This window comes from Bacillus sp. BS3(2021) (assembly GCF_021043345.1).
Lineage (GTDB): Bacteria > Bacillota > Bacilli > Bacillales > Bacillaceae > Bacillus > Bacillus paralicheniformis.
In genome coordinates, this window is the sequence record NZ_JAJNDM010000009.1 from 1 (window position 1) to 17,917 (window position 17,917).

General features: G+C 47.9%; 12 protein-coding genes. 11 read left to right on the forward strand and 1 reads right to left on the reverse strand.

Features of this window, described 5'->3' with window-relative positions; translation table 11 throughout:
* The 8 genes from LQ247_RS17885 to LQ247_RS17920 all read left to right on the forward strand — a co-directional run.
* The coding region (locus LQ247_RS17885) for a non-ribosomal peptide synthetase (protein WP_231006361.1) at nt 1-4,188 on the forward strand (4,188 nt) is incomplete at its 5' end.
* Nucleotides 4,189-4,205: 17 nt separating this feature from the next.
* Complete coding sequence (locus LQ247_RS17890; RefSeq protein WP_103750470.1) at nt 4,206-8,009, forward strand: non-ribosomal peptide synthetase; 3,804 nt, start codon at nt 4,206-4,208, stop codon at nt 8,007-8,009.
* A 238-nt stretch (nt 8,010-8,247) separates the two neighbouring features.
* The gene (locus tag LQ247_RS17895) at nt 8,248-9,588 is read left to right on the forward strand and encodes an acetyl-CoA carboxylase biotin carboxylase subunit (protein ID WP_020451697.1); all 1,341 of its coding nucleotides are present in this window, start codon (nt 8,248-8,250) and stop codon (nt 9,586-9,588) included.
* A 17-nt stretch (nt 9,589-9,605) separates the two neighbouring features.
* Nucleotides 9,606-9,818, forward strand: a complete 213-nt coding sequence (locus LQ247_RS17900; protein ID WP_003182452.1) for an acetyl-CoA carboxylase biotin carboxyl carrier protein subunit — start codon at nt 9,606-9,608, stop codon at nt 9,816-9,818.
* A gap of 17 nt (nt 9,819-9,835) precedes the next feature.
* Nucleotides 9,836-10,747 (forward strand): hydroxymethylglutaryl-CoA lyase, encoded by a 912-nt coding sequence (locus LQ247_RS17905; protein ID WP_103750468.1) that lies wholly within the window; start codon nt 9,836-9,838, stop codon nt 10,745-10,747.
* 21 nt (nt 10,748-10,768) lie between these two features.
* The gene (locus LQ247_RS17910; RefSeq protein WP_095323549.1) at nt 10,769-11,551 is read left to right on the forward strand and encodes an enoyl-CoA hydratase; all 783 of its coding nucleotides are present in this window, start codon (nt 10,769-10,771) and stop codon (nt 11,549-11,551) included.
* A 20-nt stretch (nt 11,552-11,571) separates the two neighbouring features.
* Nucleotides 11,572-13,101 carry an acyl-CoA carboxylase subunit beta gene (locus LQ247_RS17915; RefSeq protein WP_026579615.1) on the forward strand — a complete coding sequence of 510 codons (1,530 nt, stop codon included), beginning with the start codon at nt 11,572-11,574 and terminating at the stop codon, nt 13,099-13,101.
* Nucleotides 13,102-13,131: 30 nt separating this feature from the next.
* Nucleotides 13,132-15,084, forward strand: coding sequence for an AMP-binding protein (locus tag LQ247_RS17920; RefSeq protein ID WP_103750467.1), 1,953 nt, complete (start codon nt 13,132-13,134; stop codon nt 15,082-15,084).
* A 70-nt stretch (nt 15,085-15,154) separates the two neighbouring features.
* Here LQ247_RS17920 and LQ247_RS17925 read toward each other — a convergent pair whose 3' ends face one another.
* On the reverse strand, nt 15,155-15,379 hold the full coding sequence (locus LQ247_RS17925) for a hypothetical protein (RefSeq protein WP_103750466.1): 225 nt from the start codon (nt 15,377-15,379) through the stop codon (nt 15,155-15,157).
* Between the two features lie 93 nt (nt 15,380-15,472).
* Here LQ247_RS17925 and LQ247_RS17930 point away from each other — a divergent pair, with 93 nt between their 5' ends.
* The 3 genes from LQ247_RS17930 (at nt 15,473) to LQ247_RS17940 (ending at nt 17,751) form a co-directional block, all read left to right on the forward strand.
* Complete coding sequence (locus tag LQ247_RS17930) at nt 15,473-15,703, forward strand: excisionase family DNA-binding protein (RefSeq protein ID WP_020451691.1); 231 nt, start codon at nt 15,473-15,475, stop codon at nt 15,701-15,703.
* A gap of 398 nt (nt 15,704-16,101) precedes the next feature.
* Nucleotides 16,102-16,536, forward strand: coding sequence for a DUF1641 domain-containing protein (locus tag LQ247_RS17935; RefSeq protein ID WP_020451689.1), 435 nt, complete (start codon nt 16,102-16,104; stop codon nt 16,534-16,536).
* 36 nt (nt 16,537-16,572) lie between these two features.
* Nucleotides 16,573-17,751, forward strand: a complete 1,179-nt coding sequence (locus LQ247_RS17940; protein WP_020451688.1) for an NAD(P)/FAD-dependent oxidoreductase — start codon at nt 16,573-16,575, stop codon at nt 17,749-17,751.
* Nucleotides 17,752-17,917 lie beyond the last annotated feature (166 nt).

Consider the following 17,917-nt stretch of genomic DNA (forward strand, 5'->3'; position numbering starts at 1 on the left):
CTGTTGTTGGTGGACATGCATCACATCATTTCCGACGGGGTGTCTGTCGGCACCTTAATCAGCGAATTCAGCGAGCTGTACGCCAACCGGACGCTTCACCCGCTGCGGATTCAATATAAAGACTACGCTGTCTGGCAACAGGCATTCAAACAAGGAGAGGCGTACAACAGACAGGAAGCCTATTGGCTGAAGCAGCTCGACGGAGAGCTGCCGGTGCTGGAGCTTCCGGCCGACAACGCCCGCCCGGCGGTGCGAAGCTTTGCCGGAGATCATGTGTCCTTTTCACTTGATGCGGACACTTCATCCGGCCTTTACAAGATCGCCCGCGACAACGGATGCACCCTGTATATGGTTCTTCTCGCCGCGTACAGCACGCTTCTTGCCCGGCTCAGCGGACAGGAGGATATCATCATCGGTTCGCCGATCGCCGGAAGGCCGCACAAAGACTTAGAATCTGTCATCGGCATGTTTGTCAACACATTGGCGATCAGAACGCAGCCGGCCGGAAACAAATGTTTCAGCGATTTCTTAAAGGAGGTCCGCGAAACGGTGCTTGAGGCATTTGAACATCAGGATTATCCGTTTGAGGAGCTTGTCGACCGGCTTAATGTCGTCCGTGATATGAGCCGCAATCCGTTGTTTGACGCTATGCTTGTCGTACAAAATATGGATCGCCAAGAGCTTTTCCTGGATGGACTGCATATTCAGCCTGCCGATATGCCTCAAACTGGGGCGAAGTTTGATCTGACGCTGCAAGTTTCAGAAGGGGATGAACGCATACATTTTCGATTTGAATATGCATCATCTTTATTTAAACAAGATACGATCGAACGCTGGGCATCACATTTCACGACAATGCTTCAGCACATTGTCCACGCACCGCAGACAGCGTTGCCTGCCATCAGCATGCTGACAGCTAAAGAACAACAGCTGCTGATGACAAACTTTAACAGGATGCCGGAACAACACGGCCCTAACATAACCGTTCACGAATTATTCGCCCGTCATGCGGCAAAATTGCCGGGTGCAACTGCACTCATCACTCGGGAAGGGGTGCTCACTTATCAAGAATTAGACGAATGGTCCAACAAAATAGCGAGAACATTGCAAAATCAAGGGATTGGTCCGGATCTACCTGTAGGTATTATGATTCCTAAATCAACAGGCTTGATCGCAGCCGTTCTCGGAACCTGGAAAGCAGGGGGCGCCTATGTCCCAATTGATCTTGGATATCCGGACGAGCGCAAACAATATGTATTAGCCGACAGCGGAGCTAAACTGCTGATCACCGATAAAAAAGCAATTCATCAAGTACCTGATGGTTTTAAAGGCGAAGTGCTTCTGATTGAAGATGTACAGGAACAGGACACCTCACCTATTCTAACTGCTTCCGGGCCTGATCATTTGGCTTATATCATTTATACATCAGGTACGACGGGCAATCCAAAAGGCGTCATGGTGGAACACAGAGGAGTCGCTTATACAGTTCAGTGGCGCAGTGCTTTTTATGAATTTCATGATCATGATATCGCGCTTCAGCTTTCCTCATTTTCTTTTGACGCATTTGTCACAAGTATGTTTGCGCCGCTTATATCAGGAGTGCAGACCGTTATCCCGGCTGAGGAAGAAGCGAAAGACATTCTCGCTATTAAACAATATCTAGCCGATTACGGCATTACGCATATGAATCTCGTTCCGATTCTATACCGGACACTGCTTGACGTATTGCAGCCGGAAGATGTACAAACACTGCGACTTGTCACATTAGGAGGCGAAGCGATTGAACCGAATTTGCTGGAGCGCAGTTTCTCGCTCCGCCCTGACATAGAAATTTCCAATGAATACGGGCCGACAGAGAGCAGCATCACGGCCACTGCGGCCAGAAGATTGAAACGAGAAGAAAACATCACGATCGGCCGGCCGATCGGTTATACAAATGTTTATATTTTAAAAGGAGATCACTTGCAGCCTATCGGTGTCACCGGAGAACTTTGCATTACAGGACCGGGGCTTGCAAGAGGATATATCAATCTTCCTGAGCAAACGGCAAAAGCTTTCGTTCAAGATCCGTTCCATCCAGATCAGCGCATGTATCGGACGGGGGATTTGGCGAAATGGCTGCCGGACGGCACATTGCAGTATGTCGGCAGGATGGATGAACAAGTCAAAATCAGAGGTTACCGAATCGAGATAAAAGAAGTGGAAGCGGCACTCTCCGGCCTTGCCGTAGTAAAAGAAGCGGCAGTGGTGGATTCTGTTACCGCAGCAGGTCATAAGGAACTGTGCGCTTATATTGTTGTTGAAGACGGCGCAGATTGCGGCATGGTGCGCAAAGCTTTGGCCAAAAAAGTGCCGTCTTACATGGTACCGGCGTTTTTCCAAACGCTTGATGCATTGCCTACCATGCCAAACGGGAAGCTGAATAAGCCCGCACTGGCAAAGATCCCGCACAAGGGAGAGACTAGGCAAACATTTACGGCTCCGGCCACTGATATTGAAAAAGAATTGGCTGCCATCTGGCGCGGGGTGCTCGGTGTGGACAAGATCGGAATTGATGAATCATTTTTTGAGCTTGGCGGAGATTCCATTAAGGCATTGCAAGTCTCCGCGAGATTGCATCAATCAGGAAAGCAATTGGCCGTAAAAGATATCTTCAGCCATCCGACAATCCAAGAATTGGCGCCATATGTCCGTTTATCACAACAACCGATCAGCCAAGCATCTGTAGAAGGCGAGATGACATGGTCACCGGTGCAAAAATGGTTCCTGTCTCAAGATATAAAAGAAGCCCACCATTTTAATCAGTCGGTTATGCTGCATCGGTCAAATCCGTTAGATGAAGATGCATTGAGGAAAACGCTAAAAGCGATAACCGTCCATCACGATGCACTCAGGCTCATATGCGTCAAAGATGAACAAGGGAACTTGCGCCTGTACAATCGTCCAGCGAACATCGGAGAGGACCAGCTTTACAACTTGCGAATCTTCAATCTGGCCGGCGAACCAAAAGATCATGAACACATTATCAAACACCAAGTTCGTGAGCTGCAAAAAGCAATGGACTTGGAAAACGGGCCGCTGGTGCAAGTCGGGCTTTTCCGCTCAAGCGAAGGAGATGACCTGTTTCTTGCTATCCATCACTTGGCCGTCGACGGCATATCATGGCGGATTATCCTGGAAGACTTGGCATCCGTCTATGAGCAGGCGATTCGCGGAGATGACATAGCACTCCCGCCAAAAACCGCATCATTCCAGACATATACCGAGCAATTAGCCAAGTATGCAGAAAGCCGGCGGTTATTACAGCAAGCAGACTATTGGCGCGCCATCGAACAACATGAAACAGTTGCACTGCCAAAAGATCAGACACATATCGACAAAACCGCTTTGAAAAAACGTAACACCGTATCATTTACTTTAGCTCAACAAGAAACAGACGCGATTCTAAAAGATGTGCACAATGCTTACAATACGGATACCCAAGACCTGCTATTGGCGTCAGCGGTACTCGCTATATGGCAATGGGTGCCGCAAAAGGCGCTAAAAATCGCGCTTGAAGGGCATGGCCGTCAATCTGAGGCGGCATATCACGATATCAGCCGAACCGTAGGGTGGTTTACTTCCATATATCCAGTATTGCTTCAACTTGAACCCAATACATGGGATGACCATCATGAAGAATATATGATCCGCGCATTAAAAATAACAAAAGATACGTTAAGGCGGATACCTGATAAAGGATTTGGATACGGTGTTCTCAAATATATGACACCGCCTGAAAAAGCAAAGATCAAATTCGGCAAAGCACCTGATATCACCTTTAACTATTTAGGACAATTTGAAATCGGAAACCGTGCGCAAACCGAAACAGAACAGCTTGATGCATTTACATTTTCTCCTTTGGGGGGCGGCGAAGATATCACCGGCACTTGGAAGCGTGAACAGTCGCTGGATATCAGCGCACTCGTAGCCGAAGGCAAACTGACCGTTAACATGACATATGAAACAGGGCGTTTTCAAAAAGAAACCATTGAGCGGCTTTCCCAAGATTGTCAGTACTATCTCAGAAAGCTGATGAACCATTGCCTCGGCAAAACTGAAACAGAAAAGACCGTCAGCGACTTTGATGATCGCGAGCTGACCGAGGAAGCTTTTAAAAATATAACCGACTTACTCGGATTTCATTAAACGAGCGGAGGGAAACAATGGATCATACACAAAAAATCCAAAACATTTATCCTTTAAGCCACATGCAGGAAGGAATGCTTTTTCATTCTTTCCTGCAAGACGAAGGAACCGCATATATTGAACAGTCCGTCTTCACAATAAGGGGTCAGCTCCATTTAGACTGGTTTCAACAAAGTGTCCAATCGATCATTGACCGCCACGATATTTTCAGAACGGTTTTTTTGCCTCATGTTGCCGGGCTGAAAGAACCGCGCCAGGTCGTTTTACGCGATCGATCCTTTCAGTTGCATGCTGAAGACTTGACCGAAATGCCGGAGACCGATCAAACCGCATATATCAGCCAGTTTAAAGAGCGGGATCGGCAGAAAGGCTTCAATCTGCAAAAAGATATGCTGATGCGTATTTCTCTGTTCAAAACGGCGCCGGAACAACACGTATGTGTATGGAGCCATCACCACATTTTAATGGACGGCTGGTGTCTCGGGATCGTGCTGCAAGAATTTATGCAGTTGTACGAAGCCATCTATACGGGTGAATCTGTGCCTTTAGATCCTGTTCAGCCATACAGCGCATATATTTCCTGGTTGTATGATCAGGACAAAGACAAAGCCAAGGAATATTGGAAGAACTACTTGACAGACTTCAATGCGCCAACAGGTCTTCCGAAAGTGTCTGCAAAACCTGCTGAAAAGGGATATCGGCAGAAAGAGCTGATGTTTTCATTAGACCGAAAGTTGACGGCCAGACTCAAAACAATCGCCAAACAGCATGGAGCCACACTCGCCACTCTCATACAAACCGTGTGGGGCTTAATGCTTCAGCGCTATAACCGGACAGATGATGTCGTGTTCGGCTCTGTCGTTTCCGGTCGTCCTTCCGTGATTCCGGGCGTTGAGAAGATCATCGGTTTATTTATCAATACTGTGCCGGTGCGAATCAAGACCGAGAGCGAAAATGAAACCTTTTCAGAGCTGCTTCGCCGCTCCCAAAAAGAAAGGCTCGCTCAAGACATGTTCAACTTTTATCCATTGGCTGACATTCAGTCGCATATCGCTTTCAAACAGCATGCGATTGACCATATTTTCGTTTTTGAAAACTACCCTTTGCAGCAAATGCAAGACTCGGCAAACCGCGCCGAATCACCGCTTCAGATCGAAAATGTAAAAGTGTCGGAACAATCAGGCTACAACTTCAACCTCATGATTGCCCCGGATGATGAACTTGTCATCAAGTTCATCTACAATGCAAACGTTTATGATGAATCATGGATTGACTGTGTGAGGGGCCACCTGCTGGAAGCTTTGCGAAGAGCGGCGGAGGACACCGATATCCCCGCCTCCAGGCTGCCGATGATCGCGCCTGACGAAAAAGCCCGGATCATCGGGGAATTCAACGATACAAAAACAGATTACGATACGAACAAAACAATCACTGACTTGTTTTCCAATCAAGTAGAGAAAACGCCGGAGCATATCGCACTACATGCCGGCGGCTTGACGATGACATACCGGGAGCTGGATCAAACATCCACTGCATGGGCCCGCATCTTCCAAGAACAAGGCTTAAAGAAAAACGGAATTGCCGGCATTTTAGCAGAGCATTCACCTGAATTCATCATCGGAGTTCTTGCCGTTTTGAAAGCAGGCGGCGCCTATCTCCCGATCGATGCCGAACTGCCGCCTGAACGGATCAGCTGCATGCTGAAAGAAAGCGGGGCGGACGTATTGGCCGTTCAGAAAGGACTCAAGACGGACATTGATTTTCCGAAAAAAGTGTTGATATCCAAGGAAGCGCAATTGGCACCTGTCAGCGATATCAACATAAATACGCGTCCGGATGATCTGGCTTATATCATGTATACATCAGGTTCGACAGGCAAACCAAAGGGCGTAATGATTTCGCACCGCAATGTCGTATCACTGATCTCAAACAGCAATTACACATCAGCCGATACAAATGACCGATTAATCTTAACCGGTTCACTCGGCTTTGACGCCATCACATTTGAAATATTCGGAGCGCTCCTGAAAGGAGCATCTCTTCATGTTATCGACCGCTCGACGATGTTGACTCCTGCCCGTTTTGGCAGCTATTTGCTTCACCATGATATCACAGTGCTGTTTTTAACAACGGCTCTCTTTAACCAGCTGGCACAAGCCCAGCCGGACATGTTTTCAGGGCTCTCCACTTTATATGTCGGCGGGGAAGCTTTGACGCCTGCACTGATGAATACGGTCAGACATCGGTGCCCAAACCTGAAGCTTTATAACATATATGGTCCGACGGAAAATACAACATTCTCTACATTTTATGAAGTCAAGCAAGATTTTTCACAAGCGATTCCCATCGGAAAACCGATCAGCAATTCAAATGCCTTTATTGTTGACGAGAGCGGTCAGCTCGCGCCGATCGGCGTTCCCGGCGAACTTTGCGTCGGCGGCGATGGGGTTGCAAAAGGATATTTGCACAGACCTGATTTGACGAGTCAAGCATTTGTAGAGCATCCGTTTCAACCAGGGGAAAAAATGTACAAAACCGGCGATCTGGCGCGCTGGCTGCCAGACGGCAACTTAGAATATATCAGCCGGATGGACCGGCAAATCAAAATTCGCGGCAAACGAACTGAACCGGCTGAAATAGAAGCGCGGCTCATCGAGATTGAAGGCGTTCAAGAAGCCGCTGTCATCATTGAAGAAAAAAACGAAGAAGCATTCCTTATCGCATATTATGTAAGCGATGATCAAACAGAGGAAAAAACGATCCGTTCATTACTATCAAGGCAGCTTCCCGACTATATGATTCCTCATGATTGGGTTAAACTGGACCGCATGCCTCTTTCGGCAAACGGCAAAATCGACCGCCGCGCGCTGCCTGCACCTGATCAAAAAACGGCTTTGAAACAGATTGTGCCGCCAAGAAACTGGGTCGAAAAAGAACTGATTGACATATGGAGACCTATCCTTGGCGTGAAGGAGCTCGGTATTGAAGATGACTTTTTCGAACTTGGCGGTCATTCGCTAAAGGCTCTTCAAGTCATTCACCAGCTGAAAAACAGCCAGGGGATCGATATTCCGATTGAATTATTATTCGAGAATCCAACAATCGAACAATTGGCCGAAAAGCTGTTTTCACATGAGCTGCGCGCCTCGGCCGTACAGCATGTCAGCAGACTGAATCCGCCGACCGGAGTGAACCTTTTCTGCTTTCCTCCCATTTCGGGCTTCGGGATATTTTATAAAGATCTCGCTGCCAAGCTAAACGGCAAAGCGACTGTGTACGGATTTAACTTTATTGAAGAAGACAGCCGTATGGAACAATACGTGAACAACATCATCCAAAAACAGCCTCGGGGTCCTTATATCCTGCTGGGATATTCAGCGGGAGGCAACACGGCATTTGAGACTGTCAAAGAAATGGAAAACCGTGGTTTGGAGGTCAGCGATCTCATTATTGTCGATGCATATCAAAAGAAACAAGCATTGCCGCCACAGCCAAGCAGCACCTCGGCAGAACATGTTCCCGCTCACCTCAGGGAAGCAGTCATCAAAAAGACGGCAAACTATCAAAAATATTGGGCACAATTAATCAATGGCGGCCAAATCAACGCAAACATCCACTTTATTGAAGCCGGCATTCAGACGGATCAAATTGACAGATTCATATTGCAAAAATGGGCCGACGCCACAACAAGAAACTATCAAGAGTATAAAGGAGCCGGGCCGCATCAGGATATGTTCGAAACTGCCTTTCTGTCAAAAAACGCCGAGATCATTCAACATATCCTCACAAACAGCGGCAAACATGCAGAGCATTCTCGGTAAAAGCCGTCCAAACACCAACAGGCCCGAGCCAAAACATTGAGAGTTCTAAAGCGATTTCTTAAGCTTTAGGACTTTTTTCTTTCAAATCATCATAAGCTGTAAAGAACAGACAAGACCCGTCTGAACCTATGGCAGGAAACAGGATAAGCTACTTCACTTTCGAATTCGCACAATAAATAAATGAAGGCGCTTTCAAATTCTATTTCAGACACTTTTGAATATGAAAGGGGGCATTTTTTTGTTTCAAAAATTGCTTATCGCCAATCGTGGCGAAATCGCACTTCGGATCATCCGAACTTGTAAACGGCTCGGTATTCAGACAGCTGCCGTCTACTCTGAAGCGGATGCTGAGTCCCTGCACGTTAAAGCTGCAGATGAAGCCTGGCTGATCGGCAAACCGCGGGTCAGTGAAAGCTATTTAAATATCGAAAAAATCATCGAAACCGCTAAAAAAGCGGGGGTCTGTGCCATCCACCCGGGATACGGCCTGCTTTCCGAGAACAGCCGTTTTGCCGAAAGATGCCTGCAGGAAAATATCACGTTTATCGGTCCGCCGTCCGATGTGATCGCCAAAATGGGGAGCAAAATTGAAGCAAGGCTAGCGATGGAACAAGCCGGGATTCCCGTCGTTCCCGGCGTGACAAAAAGCTTGGCCGGTCTGAATGAAGCCAAGGCTCTTGCCGAATCCATCGGCTATCCCGTGATGCTCAAGGCTTCTTTTGGAGGCGGAGGCATCGGAATGCAGCTGATTCGCAATGAAGGCGAATTAGCAAAAGCATATGAAGGCAGCCAAAAACGAGCCGCCGATTTTTTCGGAGACGGGGCTATGTACATCGAGAAATATATCGAAGATGCAAGACATATCGAGATTCAGATTTTAACAGACGAATACGGAAATGCCGTCTATCTTTGGGAACGGGACTGTTCGATTCAGAGACGCCAGCAAAAAATCATCGAAGAAGCACCTGCTCCGTTATTCGATGAAAACATGCGCGCGAAGCTCGGTGAAGCGGCCGTGAAAGCCGCGCTGTCGATCGGCTATGCCAACGCCGGGACAATCGAGTTTTTAGTAGACAGCAAGAATCATTTTTATTTTCTCGAGATGAATACCCGCCTGCAGGTCGAACACCCGGTGACAGAGGAAATTACAGGGCTCGACATTGTCGAAGAACAGCTCAATATCGCAGCAGGCAAAGCGCTTCCGTATAAGCAGAAAGACATTCGGCGTGACGGACATGCGATCGAAGTCAGAATCTGTGCCGAAGATCCGAAAACATTTTTCCCTTCGCCGGGACGGATCACTGACCTTAAGCTGCCTGAGCACCCGAATGTCCGTCATGAATGCGCAGCAGCCCCAGGTATGAACATCACACCGTATTACGACCCGATGATCGCCAAGATGATCGTCAAAGGAAATAGCAGAGATGAAGCCATCCGGACATTGGCCGAAGCGCTCTCACAATATCAAGTGAAAGGCATTAAGACAAATATTCCGTTGCTTGAAGACATCGTACGTTCTGACGAATTCCGAAAAGGCGGGGTCCAAACCGATTTTATCAGTCGTTATCAGTCAAAATGAAATTAAGGAGGCGTGCCATGAATACTGTTGTCACCAATATGGCGGGAAACGTGTGGAAAATATTAGTGAAAGCAGGAGACAAAATCGAAAAAGGGCAGGAAGTCGCCATTTTAGAATCGATGAAAATGGAGATTCCGATTGTCGCCGAAACGGCCGGCACCGTCAAAACCGTCAGAAAAAACGAAGGTGATTTTGCCGATGAAGGAGATGTCTTATTGGAGCTTCAATAAGGTCTGGAGGATGGCAAATGAATGTACCGAAGAAAATTTTCATTAAAGAAGTCGGGCCGCGCGACGGTCTGCAAAATGAAGAAACCGCACTCTCGACAGCCGATAAAATAACCTGGATCGACATGCTTTCCCAAACAGGGCTTTCATATATCGAAATCACTTCATTCGTTCATCCTAAATGGATTCCTGCACTGTCTGATGCCCTTGACGTCGCCAAAGGCATTAACCGGAAGCCGGGCGTCACCTACGCAGCCCTCATTCCGAACCGAAAAGGGCTGGAACGGGCTCTCGAAGGAGGGATCGATGAAGCTTCTGTTTTTATGTCGGCAAGCGAGACACACAACCGGAAAAATATTAACAAATCGATCGGCGAAACGCTTCCAGTCTTGCAGGAAGTCACCGGGACAGCAAAACAAGCAGGCCTCACCACCAGAGCCTACCTGTCCACCGTATTTGGCTGTCCTTATGAACATCATGTGCCATTAGAACAAATCATACGCCTCTGTGATGCGTTGTTCGACATGGGCATCGACGAACTTTCTCTCGGAGATACAATCGGCGCAGCGAATCCCGTGCAAGTTCAACAGGTGCTTGACGTACTTTTAAAACGCTTTCCGAAAGAGAGTTTCGCCCTTCATTTTCATGATACGAGAGGGATGGCGCTCGCCAACATGATCACAGCGATGGATATGGGAATCACCGTATTTGACGCATCATGCGGCGGGCTGGGCGGCTGTCCTTATGCCCCTGGAGCCACGGGAAATGCGGCAACTGATGATTTGATTTACATGTGCGCCCAGATGGGCATCGAAACCGGAGTTGATCTCAGCAAGCTGCTTTCAGCTGCCAAATGGATCGAAGACAAAACCGGGAGAGAGCTACCAAGCCGAAATTTGCAGGCGGCGAAATCAAAGAATTGCTTTTCATAGATTGAGGAGGAGGAAGACCGAATGGAGCCCAATGTTCTTTATTCCATAAACGAGCAGGCGGTCGCCGTGTTGACGTTGAACAGACCGCAAGCTGCAAATGCCCTCTCGCTCGGACTTCTCGACGACCTTCAGCATATCCTTCGCGATATCCGTTCAAACCCGGCCGTCCGCTGTGTCATTATAACGGGAGTAGGGAACAGGACGTTTTGTGCAGGTGCCGATTTAAAGGAAAGAGCCCGCATGAGCCCCACAGAAGCGAAGCAGGCCGTTTCCATGATTCAACAAGTGGTCAGCCAGACGGAAAAACTGCCGCAGCCCGTCATCGCTTCATTAAACGGAAGCGCTTTGGGAGGGGGGCTGGAGCTTGCATTGGCGTGCGACATCAGGATCGCAGCCGAACATATTGAACTCGGCCTCCCCGAAACAACGCTCGCGATTATTCCCGGGGCAGGGGGAACACAGCGGCTGCCCCGCTTGATCGGCAGGGGAAAGGCAAAAGAAATGATCTATACCGGCTGCCGCATCAGCGCCGAAGAAGCGCAAAAGATCAGCCTAGTTGAACATGTCGTTCCGCTTCAAAAGTTAAAGGAAACAACCGAAAATATCGCAGCGAACATTGCGGCGAACGGACCGGTTGCCGTCAGACAGGCGAAGTTCGCTATCAATCAAGGGCTTGAGACAGATATCGAAACTGGACTCGTGATTGAACAAAAAGCCTACGAACTGACGATTCCGACGAAAGACAGAACAGAAGGGCTGAAAGCTTTTACAGAAAAGCGGAAGCCGTATTATACGGGAGAATAAAACGAACGGGGGGACAGCCGATGCCGGCCGAAAAGGAATTGTATGAACGCATTCGCCGGATTCAGGAAGGCGGAGCGCAAAAATACCATGAAGCTAATGAGAAAAAAGGAAAATTATTTGTCAGAGACCGATTAAAGCTGCTGCTTGACGAAGGCCTCGACCTTGAGGACGCTTTTTTTGCCAATTGCATGGCAGACGGGCTTCCAGCAGACGGAGTCGTCACGGGAATCGGAAAAATCGGCGGCCGAACCGTTTGCGTCATGGCTAATGATTCAACGGTGAAAGCAGGATCATGGGGAGCGAGAACCGTCGAAAAAATCATCCGCATCCAGGAAACAGCCGAAAAGCTGAATTGTCCGCTTCTTTATTTGGTCGATTCAGCAGGCGCAAGGATTACGGATCAAGTTGACATGTTTCCGGGGCGAAGAGGAGCAGGGCGGATTTTTTATCAGCAAGTCAAATTATCCGGGCGCATCCCGCAAATCTGTCTTTTGTTCGGTCCTTCAGCGGCAGGCGGCGCCTACATACCGGCTTTTTGCGATATCGTTATCATGGTCGAAGGTAACGCCTCGATGTATTTAGGCTCGCCGCGCATGGCGGAAATGGTGATCGGCGAAAAAGTGTCGCTTGAAGAAATGGGCGGAGCGCGAATGCACTGTTCTGTTTCAGGCTGCGGAGACATTCTTGCCGAAACGGAAGAAGATGCGATCAAGTCGGCGCGCCGGTATCTTTCCTACTTTCCGCCGAATTACACCGAAAAAGCGCCTGTTATTGAAGCAAAACCCGCTCGTCCGTTTGACCGGCCGTTGGAGGAGATCATTCCGAAAAACCAAAACGCACCGTTTCAAATGATGGATTTAATCGACCGGATCATTGATGAAGCGTCTTTTTATGAGATCAAAAAATTGTTCGCGCCAGAGCTGATTACCGGTTTGGCGAGGATTCACGGGCAGCCTGTCGGCATCATCGCCAATCAGCCGCGTGTCAAAGGCGGTGTGTTGTTTCACGATTCGGCAGACAAAGCCGCAAAGTTTATCAATTTGTGCGATGCCTATCATATCCCGCTGCTGTTTCTGGCTGATATCCCCGGCTTTATGATCGGAACAAAAGTCGAGAGGGCGGGTATTATCAGACACGGAGCGAAAATGATCTCAGCGATGGCCGAAGCAACCGTGCCGAAAATATCCGTCATCGTCAGGAAAGCTTATGGCGCAGGCTTGTATGCGATGGCGGGACCGGCCTTTGAGCCTGACTGCTGTCTGGCGCTGCCTACGGCTCAGATTGCTGTGATGGGTCCGGAAGCAGCGGTAAATGCCGTTTATGCCAAAAAAATCGCACAATTGCCTGAAGAAGAGCGGTCCGCCTTCATTGCCGAAAAACGGGAAGAGTACCAAAAAGACATAGACATTTACCGGCTTGCTTCAGAAATGATTGTCGACGGGGTCATTCCGGCCGATTCGCTTCGTACGGAACTCATCAAACGGCTGAATGCATATATGACCAAATACATGATATTTACGGAACGGAAGCATCCTGTTTATCCCGTCTAAAGGCCAATGAAACGAAAAGGGGGAAACGGTATGGCCGAAAAAGCGGTTTGGCAGCCTGATCCGGAATTTGTAAAAGCGACCCGGCTGTTTCAATGGATGACAGCTCTCGGTTTTTCCGACTATGATGATTTTTTGAAAGCAAGTACAGACGATATCGCCTGGTTCTGGGAAGAGGCCGAAAAAGCGCTCGGCATCAGCTGGTACAAGCGGTACAGCCAAACATTGAATCTCGATAAAGGCATAAAATGGCCGAAATGGTTTTCCGGCGGACGCTTAAATGCCGTTTGCAGCGCCGTGGAAAAATGGTCCCGACAGCCTGATACGGCCGAGAGGACAGCCCTCATCTGGGAAAGTGAAGACGGAAAAACAGAACGGATCACCTATTCTTCTTTACATCAAAAAGTCGCCCGTGCGGCAGCAGGCTTTAAAAAACAAGGCATATCAAAAGGGGATGTCATTGCGATTTACATGCCGATGATCCCGCAAACGGTCATCGCCATGCTTGCCGCCGCTAAAATGGGCGCGGTATTCTCCCCGGTTTTTTCAGGCTACGGGGCCCATGCGGCAGCCGCGAGACTCAGCGCTGCCGGAGCAAAAATTCTTGTCACGGCAGATGCCTTTTTGCGAAGGGGAAAGAAGGTCTGTATGAAGAAAGAAGCTGACAAAGCAGCAGACCGCGCCCCCACTGTCCAAAAAGTTGTCGTCTGCCGGCTTCACGATGGCGAACAAGATTGGAATCATAAGAGAGATATAGACTGGAATGAATTGATGAAAAGCGATCCTCTCCAGATGACAGAAGAAATGGACAGTTCAGATCCGCTCATGCTGCTTTACACATCGGGCACGACAGGACAGCCGAAGGGAGCGGTTCATACCCACGCCGGTTTTCCGCTGAAAGCTGCATTTGATGCGGGCTTCGGGATGGATGTCAAACAAGGGGACACGTTTTTCTGGTTTACAGACATGGGCTGGATGATGGGACCGTTTTTAATATTCGGGGGACTCATAAACGGAGCGGCAGTTTTGCTGTATGACGGAGCACCGGATTTCCCGGCCCCGGGTCGGCTGTGGGAGCTTGTCAGCAGACACCAGGTGTCGCATCTCGGCGTCTCTCCGACGCTCATTCGCTCACTGATGCAGCACGGCGAAAATTTTCTTCTTCAATGCGACCTGAGCAGTCTGAAGGCAATCGGCTCAACGGGAGAACCTTGGAATTATGAACCGTGGATATGGCTGTTCCGCCATGCTGGAAAAGAGCGGATTCCTATTTTTAATTATTCAGGAGGAACGGAAATTTCAGGCGGCATTTTGGGCAATGTGCTCCTGCGGCCGATCACGCCGATGACGTTTAATTCGCCTCTGCCTGGCATGGCGGCCAATGTCTTCAACGAAAAAGGGGAGGAAGTCGTCAATGAAGTCGGGGAGCTTGTCCTGACAAAGCCGTGGGTCGGCATGACGAACGGTTTTTGGAAGGAGCCGTCCAGATATGAAAAAGCATATTGGAGCCGCTGGACTGACGTCTGGGTGCATGGCGATTGGGCAAAACGTGATGAAAACGGCTACTGGACGATCAGCGGACGTTCTGATGATGTGATCAATACTGCTGGGAAAAGGATCGGGCCCGCCGAAATAGAGTCCGTACTGGTCGGCCATCCAGCGGTGGCGGAAGCAGGCGTTATCGGCGTTCCGGATCAGCTCAAAGGTCAGGCTGCCGTCTGCTTTGTCGTCCTCACACAGTCGGAAAAGCCGTCGGAAAAACTAAAAGATGATTTGCTGAACCTCGCCTCTGATGCGATCGGTAAAGCGATCAAGCCAAAAGCGGTTTACTTTGTCAGCGGTCTGCCGAAGACGAGAAATGCAAAAGTGATGAGACGGCTGATCAGAGCTGCCTATTTGAACGAGCCGGCAGGCGATTTGTCAACATTGGAAAATCGTCAAACATACGATGAAATTGCCGGCCTTTCAGCGCAAAAAAATCTGTAGTATACTGGATAAGGCTTGCAGACAAAGAAGAAGGACACGTCCTTCCTCTTTTTATTTTAAGACCAAAAACTCACATTCTGACGATAACCGAACCGCCGCCGGCCGCGCAGACGCGGTTTTGCTGCTCTTCAATTGAACGCAGCAGCTGATTGTTGTATTCCATGAGTTTGATCAGCAATTCCATTTGATCTTCGAGATTTTTCAGCCTTTGATTCATCTGCTGAGAAGATTGGCCGGTGTGCATGTGCGGGGCTGAAGGCGGATAAGACGTTTCAGAATTCCATTTTGAATACATAGAAATAGGCCTCCATCATCTAAACTGATATATCTTATCGTATGATCCTAAAATCGCAACGTTCGCCTAAATCAAAACGAGAGGAACTAAAACATGTACTTGACGATAAAGGAAACCGCAGAATATTTAACGCTTTCAGAAGCATATGTTGAACAGCTTGTGAGAGAAAAGAAAATCCGCACCGTCTTCGACGGACAGCAGCATTTAATCAACAAAGATCAATTCAATACCCATATGGAACAGATGGAAAAGTATAAAGAGTGGGCGGAATCCGTTCTGAACGAACCCATCCCCGAAGATCCGGATGTTAAAGATGAAGATTAACCGAGATAACGATAATTTCATTATGTAAACTAGATGCGTTTCTAGGAAATATTCGCACGACTCTATCATGACGTGTGAATGGGACGTTTCGTAAAAAAAGACACAATATAGGAAATGAAAGGGATGAAAGAAGCCCTATATATAAAGTTTTCTATGATTTTATTTCATTTCCGAAACAATCACGTTCATTTTTTGTTCAAAAAGTGTTATCATTTAGTAGTAAAAAATACAGCGTGTTTTGAGATTGCGGGTTTTCGGGAATTCCAGACTGAAAACAGCAAAACAAACACAAAAGGGGAGAACCTTTTTGCGGACTTGTTTGTGCACAAATTCACAAACTGTGAAAAAGGGGTTCCTTCAAAAAACAGCACATCGCTTATTGAAAAGGAGAATTGGTTATGCCGGAAACAATCGATCAAACAGCTGATCAAACAAACGAATCTGTAAGCCAAAGCCAACGCGATCTTATCGATCAACTGCTAAAACCTGAAGTACAGGAGTCTTTGACTGTTTTAGTCGACCAGCTTCCAAAGCTGACAGAACTGGTCAACATTTTGACAAAGTCTTACGATTTCGCACAATCCGTTGCAACTGATGAAGTATTAAAAAATGATACGGTCGGTGCCATCACAGAAATTCTTGAGCCTGTCAAAGATACGGCAAAAGAAATCGCGGCTACCGCCATTGAAGCAAAAGACCGCGCTGACGAAAGCAATGAAGTCATCGGACTTTTCGGTTTGCTGAAAATGCTTAAAGATCCGCAGGCCCAAAAGATGTTCCGCTTTGTTCAAAGCTACCTGCAAATCATGTCAGAACGCGAAAAACAAAAATAATCACTATACATTCAGAATAAGGACGGAGGATTCACGATGTCAAAACATATCGTCATTTTAGGCGCTGGTTACGGCGGATTACTGTCTGCTTTAACAGTTCGCAAACACTACACAAAAGAAGAAGCAAAAATCACAGTGGTTAACCAATACCCGACACATCAAATCATCACAGAACTGCATCGCCTTGCTGCGGGCAACGTGTCAGAACAGGCCATTGCGATGCCGCTTGCAAAGCTTTTCAAAGGAAAAGACATCGATCTTAAAATCGCCAAAGTCAACTCGTTCTCAGTTGACAAAAAAGAAGTCGCTCTTTCTGACGGCTCTACCCTGACGTATGACGCGCTTGTCGTCGGTCTTGGTTCTGTCACTGCTTACTTCGGCATTCCTGGCCTTCAAGAAAACAGCATGGTGCTCAAATCTGCAAACGATGCAAACAAGATCTTCAAGCATGTTGAAGAGCGCGTGCGCGAATACGCTAAAACGAAAAACGAAGCGGATGCTACGATCCTAATCGGCGGCGGCGGACTAACAGGCGTCGAGCTTGTCGGTGAACTCGCCGATATCATGCCGAACCTTGCGAGAAGCTACGGTGTCGATCCGAAAGAAATCAAGCTGAAGCTTGTTGAAGCCGGTCCGAAAATCCTGCCGGTTCTTCCGGATGAGCTGATCGAACGTGCGACAAAGAGCCTTGAAAAACGCGGCGTTGAATTCTTGACAGGACTGCCTGTCACAAATGTAGAAGGAAACGTTGTTGATTTGAAAGACGGGCAAAAAATCGTCACAAATACATTTGTCTGGACCGGCGGTGTTCAAGGCAATCCGCTGATCGGCGAGTCAGGTCTTGAAGTGAACCGCGGACGCGCAACTGTAAACGATTTCCTTCAATCCACATCACATGAAGACGTATTTGTTGCAGGAGACAGCGCCGTTGTCTTCGGTCCGGATGGCCGTCCGTACCCTCCGACAGCTCAAATCGCTTGGCAAATGGGCGAGCTGATCGGCTACAACCTGTATGCATACTTAGAAAACAAATCAATGGAAACATTCAGCCCTGTCAACTCAGGCACGCTTGCAAGCCTTGGCCGCAAAGACGCAGTTGCCGTTATCGGCGCGAACAGTACATCTCTTAAAGGCCTGCCTGCTTCATTGATGAAAGAAGCGAGCAACGTCCGTTATCTGACTCATATTAAAGGTCTGTTCAGCCTTGCTTATTAATTGAAATGAAGCGCTACTTATAGTTTAAACTATAAGTGGTGCTTTTTTTTGCTTTAAATTTGACGGGCAAATGAAAATATTGTGGTAAATTTGAACCAAAATACATTGACAAAAAGACGGTCTCATTGCATTATATGAATATAAAATAAAAATATTCATATGTTTA